General features: G+C 54.5%; 12 protein-coding genes. 2 read left to right on the top strand and 10 right to left on the bottom strand.

The annotated features are described in order from the left end of the window. Positions 1-2 precede the first annotated feature (2 nt). Positions 3-728 (bottom strand): SDR family NAD(P)-dependent oxidoreductase, encoded by a 726-nt coding sequence (locus DCC81_RS23580; RefSeq protein WP_108689135.1) that lies wholly within the window; start codon positions 726-728, stop codon positions 3-5. Between the two features lie 25 nt (positions 729-753). Then, positions 754-1,125, bottom strand: coding sequence for a winged helix-turn-helix transcriptional regulator (locus DCC81_RS23585; RefSeq protein ID WP_108689137.1), 372 nt, complete (start codon positions 1,123-1,125; stop codon positions 754-756). Positions 1,126-1,260: 135 nt separating this feature from the next. On the opposite strand from DCC81_RS23585, the gene DCC81_RS23590 reads away from it, so the two are divergent. Then, positions 1,261-1,857, top strand: coding sequence for an FMN-dependent NADH-azoreductase (locus DCC81_RS23590; protein ID WP_108689140.1), 597 nt, complete (start codon positions 1,261-1,263; stop codon positions 1,855-1,857). An 88-nt stretch (positions 1,858-1,945) separates the two neighbouring features. On the opposite strand, the gene DCC81_RS23595 is transcribed toward DCC81_RS23590, so the two are convergent. Together DCC81_RS23595 and DCC81_RS23600 are read right to left on the bottom strand one after the other, a co-directional pair. Beyond that, entirely contained in the window at positions 1,946-3,178 is a 1,233-nt protein-coding gene (locus DCC81_RS23595; protein ID WP_108689142.1) for a PepSY-associated TM helix domain-containing protein, read from the bottom strand. Positions 3,179-3,186: 8 nt separating this feature from the next. Beyond that, positions 3,187-5,634 (bottom strand): TonB-dependent receptor, encoded by a 2,448-nt coding sequence (locus DCC81_RS23600; protein WP_240613059.1) that lies wholly within the window; start codon positions 5,632-5,634, stop codon positions 3,187-3,189. 497 nt (positions 5,635-6,131) lie between these two features. Between DCC81_RS23600 and DCC81_RS23610 the strand changes: the two genes are divergently transcribed. After that, a complete protein-coding gene (locus tag DCC81_RS23610) occupies positions 6,132-6,866 on the top strand; it encodes an SDR family oxidoreductase (protein WP_108689146.1) in 735 nt (244 codons plus the stop codon). A gap of 14 nt (positions 6,867-6,880) precedes the next feature. Here DCC81_RS23610 and DCC81_RS23615 read toward each other — a convergent pair whose 3' ends face one another. The 6 genes from DCC81_RS23615 to DCC81_RS23640 all read right to left on the bottom strand — a co-directional run bounded on the left by DCC81_RS23615 (position 6,881) and on the right by DCC81_RS23640 (position 18,141). Continuing rightward, the gene (locus DCC81_RS23615) at positions 6,881-8,407 is read right to left on the bottom strand and encodes a M61 family metallopeptidase (RefSeq protein ID WP_108689148.1); all 1,527 of its coding nucleotides are present in this window, start codon (positions 8,405-8,407) and stop codon (positions 6,881-6,883) included. Positions 8,408-8,619: 212 nt separating this feature from the next. Continuing rightward, a complete protein-coding gene (locus DCC81_RS23620) occupies positions 8,620-11,919 on the bottom strand; it encodes a DUF5107 domain-containing protein (RefSeq protein WP_108689150.1) in 3,300 nt (1,099 codons plus the stop codon). Positions 11,920-11,929: 10 nt separating this feature from the next. Then, positions 11,930-13,270, bottom strand: a complete 1,341-nt coding sequence (locus tag DCC81_RS23625; RefSeq protein ID WP_108689153.1) for a sugar porter family MFS transporter — start codon at positions 13,268-13,270, stop codon at positions 11,930-11,932. 65 nt (positions 13,271-13,335) lie between these two features. Then, positions 13,336-14,325: an aldose epimerase family protein gene (locus tag DCC81_RS23630; RefSeq protein WP_108689155.1), complete on the bottom strand. Its 990-nt coding sequence runs from the start codon at positions 14,323-14,325 to the stop codon at positions 13,336-13,338. A gap of 6 nt (positions 14,326-14,331) precedes the next feature. Beyond that, a complete protein-coding gene (locus DCC81_RS23635) occupies positions 14,332-16,530 on the bottom strand; it encodes an alpha-amylase family protein (protein WP_240613060.1) in 2,199 nt (732 codons plus the stop codon). Positions 16,531-16,569: 39 nt separating this feature from the next. Beyond that, on the bottom strand, positions 16,570-18,141 hold the full coding sequence (locus DCC81_RS23640) for a RagB/SusD family nutrient uptake outer membrane protein (RefSeq protein WP_108689160.1): 1,572 nt from the start codon (positions 18,139-18,141) through the stop codon (positions 16,570-16,572). Positions 18,142-18,148: the final 7 nt, after the last annotated feature.

The following is an 18,148-nucleotide window of genomic DNA, read 5'->3' on the forward strand; positions in this document are numbered from 1 at the left end:
TATTAAGGCAGGCGGGCCACCAGTTGCTCGGGCATCCATTTCAGCGCAGTGTAGATCAGCTTCCATTTAAAGCCGGGCACAATGGTGAACCGGTGTGCAGGCCGCACTACGGCGCGGGCAATAAAAGCAGGTTCCAGCATCAGGCTTTCCGGGAGGCCCAGTCCCGCGGTCATTTTACTGCGGATGTAGCCCGCCACGATCACATTTACGGTAACCTTTCGGGAAAACAGGTACTGGCGCAGGCCGGCCAGGTATTGTGTAAAAGCAGCCTTGGTGCTGCCGTAAATAAAATTGCTCCTGCGGCCCCTCACCCCGGAAAGGGAGGAAAGCCCCACAATGCGCTCCAGCCTTGTATTCTGTGTATCCATGGCCACGATGTTGAGGATGGATACGGCACCTGCATAGTGCACCTGCATCATTTGCAGGGCACCGGCAAAATCACGCAGGGCGGCTTCGTTGTGCTGCAGGAAACCCGCCGCGTACACCACGACGTGGGGCTTTTCCGGCAGGGCCGCATAAAAGGCGGCATGGCTGTTAAAATCTGTTGCGTCAAAATACAGCACGTCCACCCATTCCTTTTGCATCACCTTTGCCGCTACAAAATCGTGCAGGGCATCCGTACTGCGGGAGGCTGCCAGTACCCGGTACCCCAGCGCATTGTACTGGAGGATGGCGGCTTTGGCCACATCGGAATTTGCACCCAGCAGGAGTACCGTTTTTGTTTGCATAGGCACCAAAGATAAGGCTGCGGCTTTACTGTTCCAGTATTTTCTTGCGATGGGTAATGCCCCATTCCGCCAGGGCGCCAATGAGGCCATGGAGGCTGCATCCGTGCGGGGTGATCGCATACTCCACGGTAAGCGGGAAAGTGGATATCTCCGTGCGGGTAACGAGCCGGTGGGCCTCCATATCCCTCAGCTCCTTGGCCAGCACCTTGTCCGTAATGCCCACTTCTTTCACAATCTCTTTAAAACGTTTGGGCCCAAATGTAAGGGACACGATGATGGGCAATTTCCACCGGCCATGGAGTACTTCCAGGGCATCTTTCACGGGCAGCATAAGGCCTGTGCAGCGCTCCTGTGCATGTGGATCGGTTTTAAGCTGGTCGAGGTCTGTTTTAAGCATGGGCAGTTATCTTTTTTTAATGGCAGTATCCCAAAGGATAGCACCAACGGTATCACGAAGGATAGTGCTTTCCGGCTGGAAAGCGCCGTGGTAGCGGGATCAAAGATAAATAGCTTTGTGCGAAAATTTTGTACCATGAAGATATTACATCTCGTATCCAGCTCCCGCGGCGCACAATCTTTCAGCCATAAACTGGGCAATGCCATCGTGGAAAAACTGCAGGCAGCGCATGCCGGCGCGGAAGTGATCACCCATAACCTGGTGACCTCTCAATTTCCCCACATGGAGGAAGTGCATATTACCTCTTTCTTTACACCGGCGGAAGAGCGCTCCGCAGCCCTCCTGGAAGCGGTGAAACATTCAGAAGCTGCTGTAGCAGAACTTAAAAGCGCAGACGCCATCGTGATCGATGTGCCCATGTACAACTTCACCATTCCATCCACCCTGAAAGCGTGGATAGATCACATTTGCCGTGCAGGCCAAACCTTCAGCTACACGGCGGATGGTCCTGTAGGCCTGGTTACCGGTAAAAAAGTATACCTGGCCATCTCCTCCGGCGGTGTATATTCTGACGGGCCCATGAAAGGCTTTGACTTTACAGAACCTTACCTGCGTGCCGTACTGGGTTTCCTGGGCATGACGGATGTTACTACTTACCGCGTGGAAGGTGTGAGCATGCCGGGTGGCGCGGAAACCGCATTGCCGAAAGCAGTGGCCGCAATCGCTATTTAACAGCCGCCAAAGAACAAACTAAGCAAAAGGGAAGACCGCAGCACGCGGTCTTCCCTTTTATTTTATCACCGCACTGTTATAGCGCTGTTCAAACCACCTGCGCCATGACAGGGCGCTTTACCGGCATTGTTTTTTTACTTCGCTTGCCCCACCATACCAGGAAGCCGGTAATGGGCAGGCTGGCGCATACGAGGCTGATGAGAAAAGCAATGATCTTGCCCGTAATGCCCCCAATGGCGCCTACATGGACGTCAAAATTCATGCGGATGAGCATTTCCGCGGCAGTGGCATCTTCATATGGTTTGTTGAAAGGGCTTTTGCCTTTCAGCTCCTGCAGCGTGTAGCGGTCATAGAAGCGGGTGTAGTTTTTATAGTACGTGCCATCTCCCGGGTTATAGGAAATAGAAATGGCGTCGCCTTTTTTCTGCGCAAACTGAATGGACAGGCTGCCTTCATTTTTATAACCCCGGTTCAGGGCCGCCCAGAGGCTATCCTCCGCGGAAAACAACAGGGCCTGTGCAGGAATATGGGTACTGTCGGAAAACCTGCGTGCACGCAGGTCTGGCAGGGTTTTACCGCCGGAGGCCGTCCAGTAAATGGCTTTGGGTACCCATTTAAAACCGAAGTAAATACCTGTGATGCCGAGAATAAGCCCACCCAGCAGCGCGTAAAAGCCCAGTACATTGTGCAGGTCATAGTTCACTCTTTTAAAGGACGCTTTCCACCTGATCTTAAAACTCTTGTCCACGTTTGCCTTCTTCAAATTCTTAGGCCACCACATTACCAGGCCGGTGATGAGCAGGATAATAAAGATGCCAATGCTCCAGCATACAATGGGCTGGCCAGTTTCGCGGGGCAGCCACAGGTTGTAATGGCCCGCTAAAATGAAGCGGAAGAAATCCTTTTCCAGCGCTTTTACTTTTAAGATCTCACCGGTGTAGGGGCTCATGTACACCATCATGTAACCGGTCTTTTTATCGCGGTAGGTAGCAATGGCGGCTTTGCCCTTCCCGGGATATTGCACACCGGTAATGGTTTTGCCGGGCTTGCCTGCCTGGTCGCCAAACTGGTGCCGCGCGGCTATTTGCTGCAAGGCTGATGGCGGCAGGTAAGCCCGTTCCTCTGTTTTTACAAACTGGTAAGGCTGGGCCCATTCACTGATCTCTTTCTGGAATGCCCAGATGCAACCGGTGATGCTCACAATGAAAACAATGACGCCGGAAATGAGCCCCAGCCACAGGTGCAGCCAGTCGTTTGCGCGGCGCAGCAGGGACTTGCCTTTTGCCTTCCTGGCGGCAATAGTAGTGGTGTGCAATGCCATAAGCTGGTTTAGAAATTATACATCACGGTCATCCGCAAATTGCGGCGCGGCTCTACGATGTAGCTGTAGAAAGAAGCAGTGGATTTGGGATTGGTATCCAGGGACGCTGCGGTGAGCAGGCGCTGGTGGTTCAGCAGGTTATTCACCAGCAGGTTTATACCAAATTTATTGCGTTGGTAAGAGATGCCACCATCTGCGCGGAAGTAGTCCGGCATGTTAGGCGTGGTGGTAGTGCCGGTATAACGGCGGCCCTGGTATTGCACCCCTCCATTCAGCCCAAGCCCATGCAGCGCGCCCTTTTGGAAGCGGTAACTGAGCCAGCCGTTGGCAATATGATTGGCTGTGCCGGCGGTTACATTGCCCACGATCTTGGTGGGCTGGCCGGGCGATTCTTTCGTGATCTTGGAATCTGTATACGCATAGTTAGCCACCAGGTTCAGGCCTTTCACGATCTCGCCATTGATATCCAGTTCCACGCCCTTGCTTTGAGTGGCACCCAGCTGCACCTGGTAGGTGGTAGTTCCATTCACGTGGGTGGGATCGGTATCCGGTGTCAATGCATTTACGCGGTTAATGCGGTATACGCTGGCGCTGGTGGTCCAGGAACCCTTGAACCAGTCCCGCTTTACACCTGCTTCCAGGTCATTACCTTTCACTGGTTTGAACGCATTGCCAAAGAAGTCGGTGCCGGATTGGGGCACAAAGGACTGATCATACAGGGCGTATACAGCGGTCTCCTGGTTGATAGCGTAACTCAGCCCAACACGGGGCGACCATACCTGGTCCTGTATATCAGCAGTCTTTGTTTTACCCACTGTTTCCGCATAGGTAAAGCGCAGTCCCAGTGACAGGCGCAGTTTGTCTTCAAAGAAGGCCAGTTCATCCTGTGCGTAGGCTGAGCCATACTCTGTTACAGTAGCGTAGGCGGTAGCTCCTGCACGGGTGCGGATATCTACGGAGCGGTCTATCCGCGGAACGGAATCCATGGGCAATCCGTAAACGGGATTATAGATATTGAACACGCGGCCACCGGCAAAATTGAGGCTGGAGGTGAGCTGCCGGAAATCGCCCCAGAACTTTTTGTTGCCAAAGTCGGCCCCAAACAGGATACGGTGACGGATGGCACCGGTCCTTTCTTCTCCGCTCACCGAGAATTGTGCAAAGCGGTTTTCGCCTGCTTCATCCCCAATGCTGTAAGCGCGCTGCATGTTGCCGGCAGAGTCCAGGCTGGAAGGCCAGATGCTGCCGGACCGCATGCCAAAATTAAAATAGGCCACCTGTGCATGCGCCTTCCAGCGGTCACTGAACTGGTGGTCCAGGTATACATACACGCTGTGGTCGCGGATCTTGCCGGCAGGCACAGAAGGGTCGCCGTAAAAGAAGCTGTTGTTCACATCCGGGTCTGCCAGGCCTTTTTTGGAGAAAGAATAGTTGCCGTTTGCCAGGTATTTAATGGCCTGGTAGGTGTATTCAAATGTTACGGAGGTCTTGTCGTCTATCAGGTATTTCAATACCGGGTCTATCATCACACGGTTATTGAAATTGTACTTGGTAAAGTAATCCTTTTGCTGGGCAGCAGCGTTGAGACGGTACAGCAGGCGCCCGTCTTTGCTCAGTTTCCCGTCCAGGTCCACCGTGCCGCGGTAAGTACTGAAGCTGCCCATGCTCATGCTCACGGCCTGGCGGTTTACGCCGGTAGGCTTTTTGGTCACCACGTTATAGAAGCCACCCGGTTCACCGGCGGCCAGCATAAAACCCGCGGGGCCTTTTACAAATTCAATGTTTTCTATCATCGCAGCATCTTCCGCGGTAGGGCCCCAGCTGGCTTCAATATTCATCCCGTTGCGGAATGCCGGGATCTTGGAGCCGCGCATGCGGATATTTGCATACTGGTTGTCCCAGTGCCCCTGGCGGGTTACCCCACTTACGTTGCGGGTCATGCCGTCCACCACATCAAACACCTGCTGGTCTGCCAGGGTTTGTTTGCTGATCACCTGGATGTTCTGCGGCAGGTCTTTGATGGCCGTTTGCAGGCGCAGGGTGTTAGACACGCGATCCACTTTGTAGCGGGCGCCGGAGCGCACCACTACTTCGCCCAGTTGTGCATCAGACACTTCCAGCTGGAACGTGATGTTGGACTGCCTGGCATTGTCTGCCAGCTGCACGTTGCGGATCATGGGTTTGTGCCCCATCAGGTATACCTCCACCTGGTAAGCGCCGCCGGGCAGGTTTTTGAACATGTAAAAACCGTTATCGTTGGTCTCCGTTACTTTATCCGTGCCCGTAAGCCGCACCAGCACACCAGCTGCGGGCGCATTATCGGTGGTGATCACCTGTCCGGAAATAATACCTTTTATTGTATTCACCTGTGCAAAACCAGGCAATAGCATCAGCAGGAGCAATAGTGTGCCCAGCACGGAGGGCAACACGCCGTGTCTTTTGTTAACAGCATTCATCTTAAATGACGTACAGAATAGGTGATAAAATTGTTGAACAGTCAATAACCGGTGCATGCTTCCGTACAACGTTTATACGTTCCGGTTACTGGCGTAAAGGTAGGGCGCACGAAAAGTGTAATGCTTACGCGATCGGGAAAAATGGAAAGCGAAAACGGAAAAACTGGAACGGGCATAAAAAAGCGCAGGGCATGGGAATGCCTGCGCTTTTTTGCGGGAATGTAGGCGCGACGCATTTTACACCGCGCATAACGAGATTTTTCCGAATCGGATTTGGCGCGTTGCCGCCATCCCGGAAAAAAAAGCAGATAAGATCAATGATGCGGAGCCGGCATGGTGGGGATATGCGGGTCTAATCATAAATAAAAGGGATTGGGTGTAGGGAGATTTGTGCATTAAATGTAGGCAAAATTGTTTGAATCCATCAAGCATTGGTTTGATCTGCGTAAAGGCAGGAATGACCACTCATGCTACCTTTGATGCATAATTTACCTACCATGGAACAACTCAAAGACAAGGTGATCGTGATCACCGGCGCCAGCAGCGGCATTGGCGAAGCAGCCGCCCGCAAAATGATACGCCTAGGCGCCAGGGTAGTACTGGCCGCCCGTAGAAAAGAACGCCTGGAGGCCCTGGTGCAGGAACTGGGTAATAATGCCCTGGCCGTAGCCACAGATGTAACCAGCAGGCCGTCCGTTGATGCGCTGGTAACCACCGCTATCACGCATTTTGGGCACATAGATGCATTCTGGAACAATGCCGGCATTATGCCCCTTTCTTTTTTTGATGAAGGACGTGTGGAGGAATGGGACCAGATGATAGACGTGAATATCAAAGGTGTGCTGTATGGCATTAACGCGGTGCTGCCCCACCTGCTGGAGCGGAAGGCAGGGCACATCCTTACCACATCATCCATTGCAGGCATCCGTACCAATCCTGGCATTGGGGTATACAGCGGTACCAAGTACGCCGTGCGCGCCATCATGGATACCTTGCGCCAGGAGGTAGCGCAATATATCAAAGTGACCACCATTTATCCCGGCGCCACGGTATCTGAGTTAAGCGAAGGGATCAATAGCCCGCGGGTAAAGGCAATGTATCTCAACAATCCGGCGCCCGCCCCGCAGATGGATGCAGAAGCGATTGCCGATGCGGTGGTGTACGCGATTGGCGCGCCCGGCAATGTAAATGTGAACGATCTCGTATTGCGGCCATTGGGACAGGTGCGGTAGACCGGCAGGCGCTTTTACTCTCCCAGCCAGCGCTTACGGATGGCCAATTGTAAAGCGTCTACCTTTTCCAGCGGGTACACTTTAAACGTACCAGCTTCTATGCCCAATCCTCCGTAAGCCAGGTACTTTGCATAGTCCGGCTCTTTTACGGTATACACGTAATCAAAGATCTCTGGCAGGGCCACGCCCGCGGTGCTTTCACACGCCTGGCGGAATTCATCATCCGTGAATCCACGCTGCGCCTGCTGGTAAAATTTGCGGTACAGCAGGCGCATTACATCGTCCAGTGATCTCTTATTCTGCGTGGCGTGGCGGATGGCCATGTCCAGCAGCAGGCCCACGGCAGGGCCTTTTTCGTAATAAGAAATGGTTTTGTTCACCGTATCGCCCTTGCGGCCAAAAGGCCCGTCGCTCCAGGTTTCCCAGCTGGCCTGGGCCAGGCTTTGGTACAGGTGGCCGGGCTGGGTTTCATACGCGGCAATGTTGCCGGAAAAATCTTTCAGCAGCGCCGTAGCATCCATGAGGCCTGCCCGCTTCATCATCATGTATTCATAATATACCGTCAGCCCTTCCGATACCCACAGCATGTTGGTGCGGTTTTCCCGGTCGTAGTCAAAGGGGCCGAGTGCGATGGGGCGGATGCGTTTTACGTTATAATGGTGGAAATATTCGTGCGAGATAAAACTCAGCAGCTGATGGCGCCCGCCTGGCGTTTCCAGGCCTTCGCCGGTGAAGCTGATGGTGCTGGAATTGAGATGCTCTATGCCGCCACGGCCGGGGCCTATGGCCAGGAAGGTATAATGCTGGTAGGGAATATCACCAATGATGCCCGTGGCTACCGTGATCAGTTTTTGCAGATCGTCTGACAGCTGCTGCTTGTTAAACTGCCCCATGCGATAGCCGGTGAAGTAATGCGGCACTCCATTTACCTTAAAGCTGGGCGCGGATTCCAGGTTGCCTGCCAGGATGGGACTGTCAAACAACACATCAAAATCCGGTGCACGGAAGGTGTGCGCGCTGCCGGGCACCGGTTCCAGGCCGGTGGCCACATCTTTCCATCCCGGTGCGGGTAGTATACTAACGGTAACGGGCATACGAATATAACCAGCTGCGTACAGGAACACACCGGCCGGTGAGAGGTAGGCATGAGTACTGTCCAGCCAGGGCTGGGCCACAAAGGCGGTGGCAGCTGTCACCTCGTATGTAATGTGCAGGCTTTGCCCGGGCGTATGGGCTACGCGCCAGGTGTTTGCCCCGGTGTGCTCCCAGCCCAGGGGCTTGCCACCTGTAGCTGTGGCTTTGAAGGCACTTACATTCCTGGCGTAGTCCAGCAGCTGGTAATAGCCAGGCATCCATCCCGGCATTTTCAGGTCGGTGATAGTGCCTGGCAGGCCCTTACAGTCCAGGGTTACCAGGAAGTGGTGGCTGTCCGGGTGCGGCATGGCCACCGTGTAGTGAAAGGAAGCCTGCTGCGCCATGGCAGCATGGCTACTGCATAAGATCAGTAAGAGCGTGGATAAGCAACGTTGTGAGCGGGTCATGCCCTAAGATAGCATGTTGGCTTTACCCGCATTTCACAGATTTTAACCTTTTTTAGTTAAATGCATCACTGGGCCATGAATGCCTCCCGCTCTTTGCGCAGGCGCTCATCCTGGGAGGCTTCCCCGTCTTTCTCTACCTTGCGCAATTCCTTGTATCTCATGACCATACTCACACCCACCAGGAAAATCAAGATGGCAAAATAAAGGTCAAATTATGCTACAGTTGCGCCGGTATTGTGTTTGGCCAGGGCCAGGTGCGCATATGCACCGGCATGGGCTGCGTCCAGCGCCAGTGCCTGGGAGAAGGCTTCCACCGCGGCTTCCGGCTCGTGCAGGCCCCAGAGGCCCAGGCCTGTAATGTAATGGCAGTGCACCTGGTTGCGGCGTTGCAGGTCGTCTTCAAAGATCAGCAGGTCTGGCAGGGATACGGCAAAGTAGTCGATGCTCACGGTATCGTGCAGGTGTTGCTTGCCATAAGCCACCAGTTTTTCAAAGATAGCCTTTGCCTTTGCCGGCTGGTGCAGTTTTTCCCAGGCCAGGCCCTGGTAGCAGATCTTATCGGGCTGCTGGTCGTTATAGAAAATAGCGGCGGTGGGCTCACTGAGCCCTTCCGTGGCCTTATGGAAATAGCTGGCCGCTGTTTCCGGTTGTTGCAGCGCCTCATAAGCGCAGCCCAGCCAGTAGAAGATATCATTTTCCTGGGTGCCATACAGCTTGCCCTCACCCAGGCTGTAGGGATATTGCTGCGCCTGTTCCAGCCATTGCACGGCGAGGGTTGGCTCACCGCGGCGGATGGCGGCAATGGCCAGCTGCACAAGGCTATACACGTACTGGCCGGAGGCTTTGCCCTCCCCTCCTTCCCAGGGATGGAACTTGCGCTGCAGCAGCAGTTCCAGTGCCATGGCTGGTTCGTGGATAAGGTTGTATAAAGTTACACGCTCCAGGTACAGATCATCGCGCAGCAGCACCGTGCCCAGGTGGGCTTCCAGGAATTGTAATCTTTCCTGCGGACTGCGGCCCAGGCGCTTGTACAGCTGATCCAGCTCCATGAGTATACGTGCATCACCGCGGTCCAGTGCAAAGGCCTTTTCATAACTGGCCAATGCCTTGGCGGCATCCTGCTGCTTGTTAAAGTAAGCAATGCCCAGGTTACGGTGCACGGTGGGCATAGCACCGTTAATGGCGGCCGACAGTTCCCAGTAAGCCACGGCATCGCTGTACTGGCGTTTATCGTAAAACAGGTTGCCGAGATAGTAGGGTGCATTGCCGTCTGCAGTGTTGTGTGCTATGGCATATTCCAGCACGGCAATTTCTTCCAGGCGGTTAGGGAAGCACAGGTAAGGATCGGCGGAGGCGGCCTGCTGCAGCCATTGTTGGGCGGTATCCGGCTGGCTGGTTGCGGCGTATAGCCATGCCAGTGTGTAGTACACCATGGGGCTGGTGGATGCGCCCTGCAAGGCCAGGCTCAGTAAACCAATGGCTTCCCGGAAGGCGCCTGCCGCTGCGTAATCCAGTGCATAAGCGAGATAGTTCTGTGCATCGCCGCGGGCCAGTGTTTTCAGTCTGGCAGTATCCTGTAGTTCATACAAGGCGCCGAGGTTGAACGGATCTCGCTGCAAGGCCGCTTGCGCAGTTTGCTGTGCTTCTTCCGCGCGGCCCAGCTTGCGGAGGGCGAGGGCCTTTAATACATAGGCCTTGCTGTTATTGGCATTATGATCCAGGCTTTGCTGTGCGTGTACTAACGCAGACGCATATACGCCGTTCCGCAGGTCCAGCTGGGCCACGGAAAAATAACCGGCATCTTTCCACGCACGGCTCCAGGTGGCTTTATAGAAAGCTTCATAGGCTTCCGCATAGCGGCCCTGGAACTGTAGGCAGAGGCCCAGGTTATAATACGGCTCACTGTCGTAAGGATTGGGATTGCGCCGGGTAATGGTGGCAATGGCGGTACGGAAATAAGTTTCGCTTGCTGCAAACTTGCCTCTTCTCAGGTACCATACGCCCAAGGCGTTGTTGTTGCGCGCATCACCCGGCTCCCGGCGCAATGCTTCCTCGTAATACGGCACGGGGCTGTACGTGGCGTGGCGGTACTGCTCCAGGTGCTGGCCGGTGAGGAACAGCTGTTCTGTGCTCTCCATCTCAGCAGGCATTTGCGCGGGTTTGGCCGGTTCCGGTATTTCGTTCTGCCGGTTCTCCGCGGGAGCATAGCGGAGCAGCAGCTGGGTTTCACTGCTGATGCACACTTCCACCTTTTGCTCATCATAAGTACCCACCAGGGGCAGTTGCTGGATGAATACGTGTTCCGGTTTCAGGTCTGTGTGCGTCATGTATACCGGTTTGCCATCGTAGTACACCTGGATCATCACCTGTTTTTGCAGGGACGTGCCAAATACTTTCAGTTGCATGCCGTCTTCATTTCCCTGCACGGAAAGCAGGATGTCCTTGCTGGCATTTTTCACCACGCCCAGGTCGCGGTAAGGCAGGAAATATTGGGTAAAGGATTTTTGCTCGTAAGGCATCAGCCAGGAGAAGTCCGGCTGGTTGTCGGTAAATACGCCGGTCATCAATTCAATGTAGGGACCATCTTCATCCGTGAGGTTGCGGTCCCACGCCTGGCCAAAATCACCGTGGCCCCAGGTCCATTGCTTCTTCCCAGGCGACACATGGTGGTTTGCCACGTGCAGCAGGCCCGCCTGTGTATCGTGCTCATAGCCGCCTACAAAATCATAGTCGGACCGGATAGCCATGTAAGACGTAGGCACCGGGATATTTTTATACAGGGAGATGTCGGTGCCGGGTGCGTAATCCACTTTGTAATAAGTGCCGGTGGCAATGGGGAACGTAGCTACGTCGCGCTTACCGTGGTCAAATACGGCGTTTACGTCCGGGGGGAATACGGATTGATAATGATCATTCACCTTCACTGCCGGGTTAGCCCACCAGAGAAAGGTTTGGGGCAATGCAGAACGGTTGTACAACTGCGCATTGATCTCCAGGTAAGCCTTGCCCGGGTGCAGGGTAAAGGCCACCATGCCCTTGGTATGGAACATGCGTTCCACTTCATTCACCCACACGGTTTTGCTGCCGTCTGCATGCTCCTCCAGTTTAAAATCTACGGGATCAAAGGTGCTGGGCCGGTGGTGCTGGGGCCAGTTAAATTCTATGCCGCCGGAGATCCACGGCCCGGTAAGCCCTACCAGCGCGGGTTTTATCACCTGGTTATAGTAGATGAAATGGCGCTGGCGGATCTTGTCGTATGCCATTTGAATGCGCCCGCCCAGTTCGGGCAGTATCATGATCTTCAGGTATTCATTTTCCAGGAAAAGACCGGTATAAGCCTTGTCTGCTTTTTCGTCACAGATCTTTTCTATCACAGGGTTGGGATACACCACGCCGCTGCTCCCCTGGTACACCCGTTTTTCAAAGAACATAGGATTCTTGTCCGGCTTGCCGGTGCCGTAGGTGGGAATGATCACCTGCTCCTGCCAAACCGATACACTAGCTTCACGCATAACTATTGATTTAATGTCTGATTAACTGTTCCTCCAGCGCTTCCAGGGTTTGCCCCTTGGTTTCCTTTACCCTGCTTTTAACAAACAGGAAGCCCAGGAAGCAAATGCCGGCATACATATAGAAAGGGCCATAAGTACCCAGTGCGCGGGCCAGCACCGGGAAGGTAAATACCAGCACGAAATAGGCGCTCCACAAACAGATGGTGGCCACGGCAGATGCAGCGCCACGGATCCTGTTTGGGAAGATCTCTGCGATGAGCACCCAGGTAACCGGCGCCAGCGACATGGCATACATGCCAATGGCCAGCATCACGAAGATGGACACATAACCGGCGCCTGCATGATTTTGCAGCAGGAACGCCAGCACGATATACAGCACGGACAACCCGATGGAACCCACCAGCATCAAGGGCCTGCGGCCCAGCTTATCCACCTGCCACATGGCCAGTATGGTAAACACCAGGTTCACCAGGCCTATCACCACGGTCTCCATCAACTGATGATCAAGGTTGGCACCTACCGATTCAAAAATGGTGGACGTATAATTGAATACCACGTTGATGCCGCACAGTTGCTGGAACACCGCCAGTAAAATGCCCACCACTACGGCAGACCGTACGCCTTTTCCAAACACCGCTTTAAAAGGCACGGCACCACCTTCCATGGAGCGCGAAATGGCTGCATGGGTAGCTGCCGCAAATGAAGCAGCGCCCAGGCGTTGTAATACTTTTTCTGCCTCCCCCGTCCGCCCGGCTTTGATGAGCCAGCGCGGGCTTTCCGGCAGCCACAATACACCTAGTAAAAAGATGGCGGAAGGCACTGCGCCCAGGCCAAACATCCAGCGCCACGATTGTGCGCCTTCTTTCGCTAAAAAGTAGTTCACCAGGTTTGTGACCAGGATGCCTATTACTACGGTGAGCTGGTTGATGGCCACATTGCGCCCCCTCACCTCCGCCGGTGAGATCTCCGCAATGTACATGGGGCATAGCATGGAGGCCATGCCCACACCTATACCGGCCATAAACCGCATAGCCATAAAAAAGGCCAGGCTGTGTGCCAATGCAATGGCAACGGACGATAATGCAAAGATCAACGCGGCCAGCATGAGGCCCGCGCGCCTGCCATAACTTTCTGCAATGCGGCCTGCCACGAGGCAGCCGGCTATGCAGCCAAGGGCCAGCGTACCGGTGAGAAAGCCCTCCCACACCGGGTCCAGCACAAACTGTACCCGCAGGAAAGGCAACGCGCCGGCTATCACGGCAAAGTCAAAACCAAAGAGGTACCCGCCCAGCGCGGATATAAATGAGATGCCTATAATATAGGTGTTGTTGTATGTATTGGATGTCTGCATTACTGAGTTTAAAAATGGTGCAAATTCCCGCCGCAAACAATGGACGTTACTTTTGAATGGATGGATTATCTGACCATCGTATTTTTAAAATGATAAATGATCTGCTCCTGGTAGCGCTGGCCTGCCTTTAGCGTGATGGACGGAAACGTAACATGATTGGGCGCATCCGGGTAGTGCTGGCATTCCAGGCATACGCCGCCAAATGCCGCATAGGGTTCCCCCAGGATGCCCGCTGCCTTACTGGCTAAATAATCCGCAGCATATACCATCAGGCCCGGGTAAGTAGTATGCACTTCCAGACTATGACCGGATGCCGGGTGTTCCAGTATGGCGGCCAGTTTCAGCGGTTGCTTACTATCGAGTATATAATAATCGTTCAATCCCGTGCGGAGCAACTGCGGTGCTTCAAATGATTTGCTTTGTGCAGGGATCACCTTTCCCGTGGGAATATAGGCTGCGCTGGTTTCCAGCACCTGGCTGGCCGGTATGTGCAGCACGTGGTCCTGCACGTTGCCGTGCGCGCCGGACAAATTGAAGTAAGCGTGGTTGGTGATGTTCACAACAGCAGCTTTATCCGCCACTGCTTCGTAACGGATGCGCAGCATGCTGTTATCATCCCATTGATAATACACGGTGAGCTGTATATTCCCCGGAAATCCGCCATCGCCATTTGGCATAGTGTAATGCAGTACCAGCGCGTCTTCCGGCAGTTCCTTGTCAAATACTTTGGCATGCACGCCGGCGCTGCCGCTGTGATTGTTGTTTACACCATCATTGGCCTCCAGGTGATAAGTATGTCCATCCAGGGTAAAGCGTGCCGCCCCTATCCTGTTTGCCACGGGGCCTACGGTACTACCCATGTAGGCACGGTCTTCCAGGTAGGCCTGCAACGTATCAAAGCCCAGCACCTGGTGCGTTCCATCGGCCAGTTGCACCGCTACCAGGGTGGCCCCGTAGTTGGTCACCTGTACCCGGGCGCCGGCATTGTTGGCCAGCGTGTACAGGTACACGGACTTACCATCGTGTATGCCCCATTTTTCATACGTGATCTTCATCAGCCTTTAATCTTCTGCGCGTACAATATTGACCAGCACTGCATCAGCAGCATTCGCGGTCAGCGTGAAATTATTTTGTGTTTTATCTAACGTAGCCATAGTGGCATTGGTGAGAAAATCCTGCAGCACATATCCTTTGCCGGCTTCCAGGTGCAGTGAGTCACGGGTGAAGGTTTGCTGGAAAGCGTGCTGCCGGTCAAAGTTGAATAACGCCAGTTTGGGCACACTGTCCTGCAGGTAAAACACCATTTGCTGGTCCATGCTGTCGCCATCTGCAAACCGCAGGGGCGTGAATGCGTGCGGGTGGGCAAAAAAGGCGCACAGTGCCGGGTTGTCCAGGTACCTGCGGGCACGCTGTGCAGCCACCGGGTTGCGGTAGTCAGAACCATCGCCCAGGATGCTGCCCATTACCATCATGCTGTACAATCTCACTTTTATTTCCTGTTCTGAAAGATCGGGATTATGCTGGAAATTTTTCATGATGGCCACGTCCAGGTTCGTAAAGGGCCAGAGCGTACCCTGCACCCAGCCCAGGTGCGATCCATTGGCCAGCGAAGCCTCCGTGCTGCCCCAGTTGGGGAAGCCCGGCTGGTCATTGCGCAGGTGGGAATACACGTCTGTAGAGATAAAGCGGGTATGCGCATACTGGTGCGGGAACATGGGCGAAATGGCCTGGGTAATAAAAATATCCTGGCCCAGGATGGAATCTGCCAGGTGTTTCAGCATACGCATGCCCTGGTTGTAGGCCTGTATGCCGGTGCGCACCGTGGTATCGTACCGGTAAGTGGTTTCCATGGCGCCGGCAGTGAGAAAATCTATTTTCAGGAAAGTGGCGCCAATGGCCTTTGCCTTCTGCAACTGGGAGATCACATGCGCACGGATGGCGGGATGCGTGGGGTCCATGGCGTAGGCGCAGAAATCGCCGGCCTTGTACAGGATGGGCTCATTGTGCGTATCGCGGAGCACTACGTCTTTCAAAAGGTATTCGGAGCCGGGCACTTTTTGGGTGTTGATATTGTTTTTCCAGGTCCACATGGCAAAGGGGGTGAAGTAGAAGCCCATCTGCTGGTGGTTGTGGGCGGCATACCGGCCCAGGGAAGCCAGCAGCTCCGTGGTGTAGATCTGCTGGTCGTAAGAGTCTACGCTCATGACAGGCTTCGAGTAGGCGTTCACGTTAGTGAGGCTGTGCAGGAAGTCGCTGATCTTACTGACGCCGGGGGGCATCATTACTTTTTCGTAACCAAGCACCCCTTCCACGCCAAAGGAGTTCCAGTACACCGGCGCAGGGCCGCTCCAGGACTGGCTTCCATTAATGAGGGCGTTTAGTTTACCATAAGCGGTGAGTGCGGCGCGCATGTCCATGCCGCCAGCCAGGAAGATGAGTGGGGAGTGCACGCGCAGGCCTTGCAGGGTGCCATGGGGCACTACATCGTGGGTGCCGTCTTTGCCACCGTAGTTCGGCGGAAGTTTGTCATTGTCGGCGGTGGCGGCACCACCGTAGATGATGAGGGAATCCCCGCCGCCGGGGAGGTGGCTCCCCTGCCCTGCCCCGCGGAGACTTTGCATATTATAAGCTATGCCTGTTTTCCATGTATCGTGCTGCACGCTGCCGGCTACGATGCCGGTGAAAGTCTGCTGATCGTAGAGTGCTGCAAATTCATAACTGGTACCGGAACCAGGCCTGGCCCAGTTGCGTTCCACGATGTCTGTCCAGTTATCATTATCAAAAGGAACGTCCAGGATGCGGGGGTGGCTGCCGGCTACCTGGTATGTTCCGCCATGGGCGCTACTTACAGCCAGCGGGGAAATATTGCGGGTTTCCACCGGCCGGGTACCGTGCTGCTGCGCTACCACATCGAGCAGCAGGTAGTCCAGTTCGGGGTACAGTGTAATGTGCTGCTCCAGGGAAAGCGGGTGTTGATCGTCGCGGTGTTGCAATGTTAGTTTCAGGCCGGTGCCCAGGTCATCGCGCACCTGGTCCAGCTGGTAAGTGTGGTTACCAAAGTCCGTGCTGGCCAGCATCCCGGCGTGCACGTCTTCCACGTATGCTACCGTGTTTTGCAAATAGCTGCCGCCGGCATAGCGGTAAGTGACCGTGCCGGTGCGGAGGTTTACTGTGCAGCGCAGGCGGGCGGTGGCCAGCACCACGCTGTCTTTATACTCCTGTAGTTCCTGTGCAAACAGCCTGCTGCCAAAGGTTAGCATGCAGGCTGTTATCAAAGCGGTTCTTTTCAAATACATATGTTAGTAACCTGGATTTTGACTGGTAAGGCTCAGGGCCGGGTTGTTCTGCAGTTCAGACAGTGGTATGGGATACAGGTAGTTGATATCCGATACGTTCTGCGGCAGGTGCGGGTCTCCTTCCCCATTGCGGGCCACGTAGTAGGGCCTTGGGTTGTCGTGCGTCCGCACGCGCTGCACCAGGGTGTTGGTTCGCTTCAGGTCAAACCAGCGCCAGCCTTCACCGCCCAGTTCACGGCTTCTTTCATCCATGATGGTATCGCGGAGGGCGGCTTGTGCGGTGGGTGGCACTTCGTGCAATGCATTCCCAAACGCGCGGTCACGCACTTTGTTAAGCGGCGCCAGCGCGGCGTTGGGTTGTCCCAGTTCATTGAGCACTTCCGCATACATAAGGAACACGTCTGCGCTGCGCAGGTAGATCACGTTCTTGGCAGAGTTATAAATGTCAATAGAGCCGGAGCTGGTAGTGATATCATATTTCTTCAGGTGGGGCAGGCCAATGTCTACCCACCAGTCGTAGTTAGAACTGGGATCACTGCTGGCATAGAAGTGCGGGGTGATGGACGCGGCATAGCGTTTATCATTCACTTTGTCAAACAGGGAGTCTGCATACCACGCGGTGGTGATCACTACGTTGCCGCCGTAACCCGGTGTAGTGCTGCCGGTGGGGCCGCCCGGTGTGCTGGCCAGGGAAGCGCCGAAGATATTCTGCAAGCCGTTCGTGGCGCCGCTTTGCGGGGAGTACTGTACTTCCAGTAATGACTCTGCCGTGTTCTCTTTATTGAACAGGTCTGCGTAATCGGTATTGAGCACGATGCCTTTATTGTTGATCAGATCTTCAAACAGGGGCTTTGCATCGTTGTAGCGGTGCAGGGTCAGGTACACCTTGCCCAGCAGGGCTTCCGCCGCTTCCACGGTGGCGCGGCCGGCATCAGGTGTTTTGCTTCTTACCCACAGGTTTTGCTGCGCGTATTGCAGGTCGGCAATGATCAGTTCATAGATCTTGTCCTGCGGTGCACGGGGCACTCCATCGCCAAAGGGCATGTTCTCTATCCGCAAGGGCACGTCGCCCCAGAATTGTACTAACTGGAAGTAGAACAATGCGCGCAGGAACCTGGCTTCTGCCAGCAGGCGGTTCTGCACTGTCACATCTGCAAAATTCTTGATCTGCGGAATATACTGGATAGCATAATTGGCATTGGCAATGCCCACGTAGCAATAGTTCCAGTAATAACCCATTACGTCATTCTGGCTGTTAAAGGTAATGTCGTAACTGTCCAAGCCGGCTACCTTGGCCCAATAGCCGCCCCAGGCCTGCGCCTGGTATTCAAACCGCATTTCATCCGTGCCAATGATGCCCATGAGGGACACTTCGTTCTTCTTAATGGATTGCAGTTGCTGGTAAATCCCGGTTACGCCGGCGGTAGCTCCTGCCTGGTCTTTGTACACCTGCTGTGCGGACAGGAACACTTCCGGTGTGTAATCGAGGTCTTTTTTGCAGCTGCTGCCGGCCAGCAACAGCAGCGCGGCGGGAAGCAACAGTAATTTTTTATGCAGTTGTTTATAGCGTGTCATGTGTAAG

It is taken from the genome of Chitinophaga parva, assembly GCF_003071345.1.
Classification (GTDB): domain Bacteria; phylum Bacteroidota; class Bacteroidia; order Chitinophagales; family Chitinophagaceae; genus Chitinophaga; species Chitinophaga parva.

Bases quoted from the DNA above. Each gene is read 5' to 3' on its own strand.
- DCC81_RS23580 (WP_108689135.1), bottom strand. From the start codon at position 728: ATGCAAACAAAAACGGTACTCCTGCTGGGTGCAAATTCCGATGTGGCC.
- DCC81_RS23585 (WP_108689137.1), bottom strand. From the start codon at position 1,125: ATGCTTAAAACAGACCTCGACCAGCTTAAAACCGATCCACATGCACAG.
- DCC81_RS23590 (WP_108689140.1), top strand. From the start codon at position 1,261: ATGAAGATATTACATCTCGTATCCAGCTCCCGCGGCGCACAATCTTTC.
- DCC81_RS23595 (WP_108689142.1), bottom strand. From the start codon at position 3,178: ATGGCATTGCACACCACTACTATTGCCGCCAGGAAGGCAAAAGGCAAG.
- DCC81_RS23600 (WP_240613059.1), bottom strand. From the start codon at position 5,634: ATGAATGCTGTTAACAAAAGACACGGCGTGTTGCCCTCCGTGCTGGGC.
- DCC81_RS23610 (WP_108689146.1), top strand. From the start codon at position 6,132: ATGGAACAACTCAAAGACAAGGTGATCGTGATCACCGGCGCCAGCAGC.
- DCC81_RS23615 (WP_108689148.1), bottom strand. From the start codon at position 8,407: ATGACCCGCTCACAACGTTGCTTATCCACGCTCTTACTGATCTTATGC.
- DCC81_RS23620 (WP_108689150.1), bottom strand. From the start codon at position 11,919: ATGCGTGAAGCTAGTGTATCGGTTTGGCAGGAGCAGGTGATCATTCCC.
- DCC81_RS23625 (WP_108689153.1), bottom strand. From the start codon at position 13,270: ATGCAGACATCCAATACATACAACAACACCTATATTATAGGCATCTCA.
- DCC81_RS23630 (WP_108689155.1), bottom strand. From the start codon at position 14,325: ATGAAGATCACGTATGAAAAATGGGGCATACACGATGGTAAGTCCGTG.
- DCC81_RS23635 (WP_240613060.1), bottom strand. From the start codon at position 16,530: ATGCTAACCTTTGGCAGCAGGCTGTTTGCACAGGAACTACAGGAGTAT.
- DCC81_RS23640 (WP_108689160.1), bottom strand. From the start codon at position 18,141: ATGACACGCTATAAACAACTGCATAAAAAATTACTGTTGCTTCCCGCC.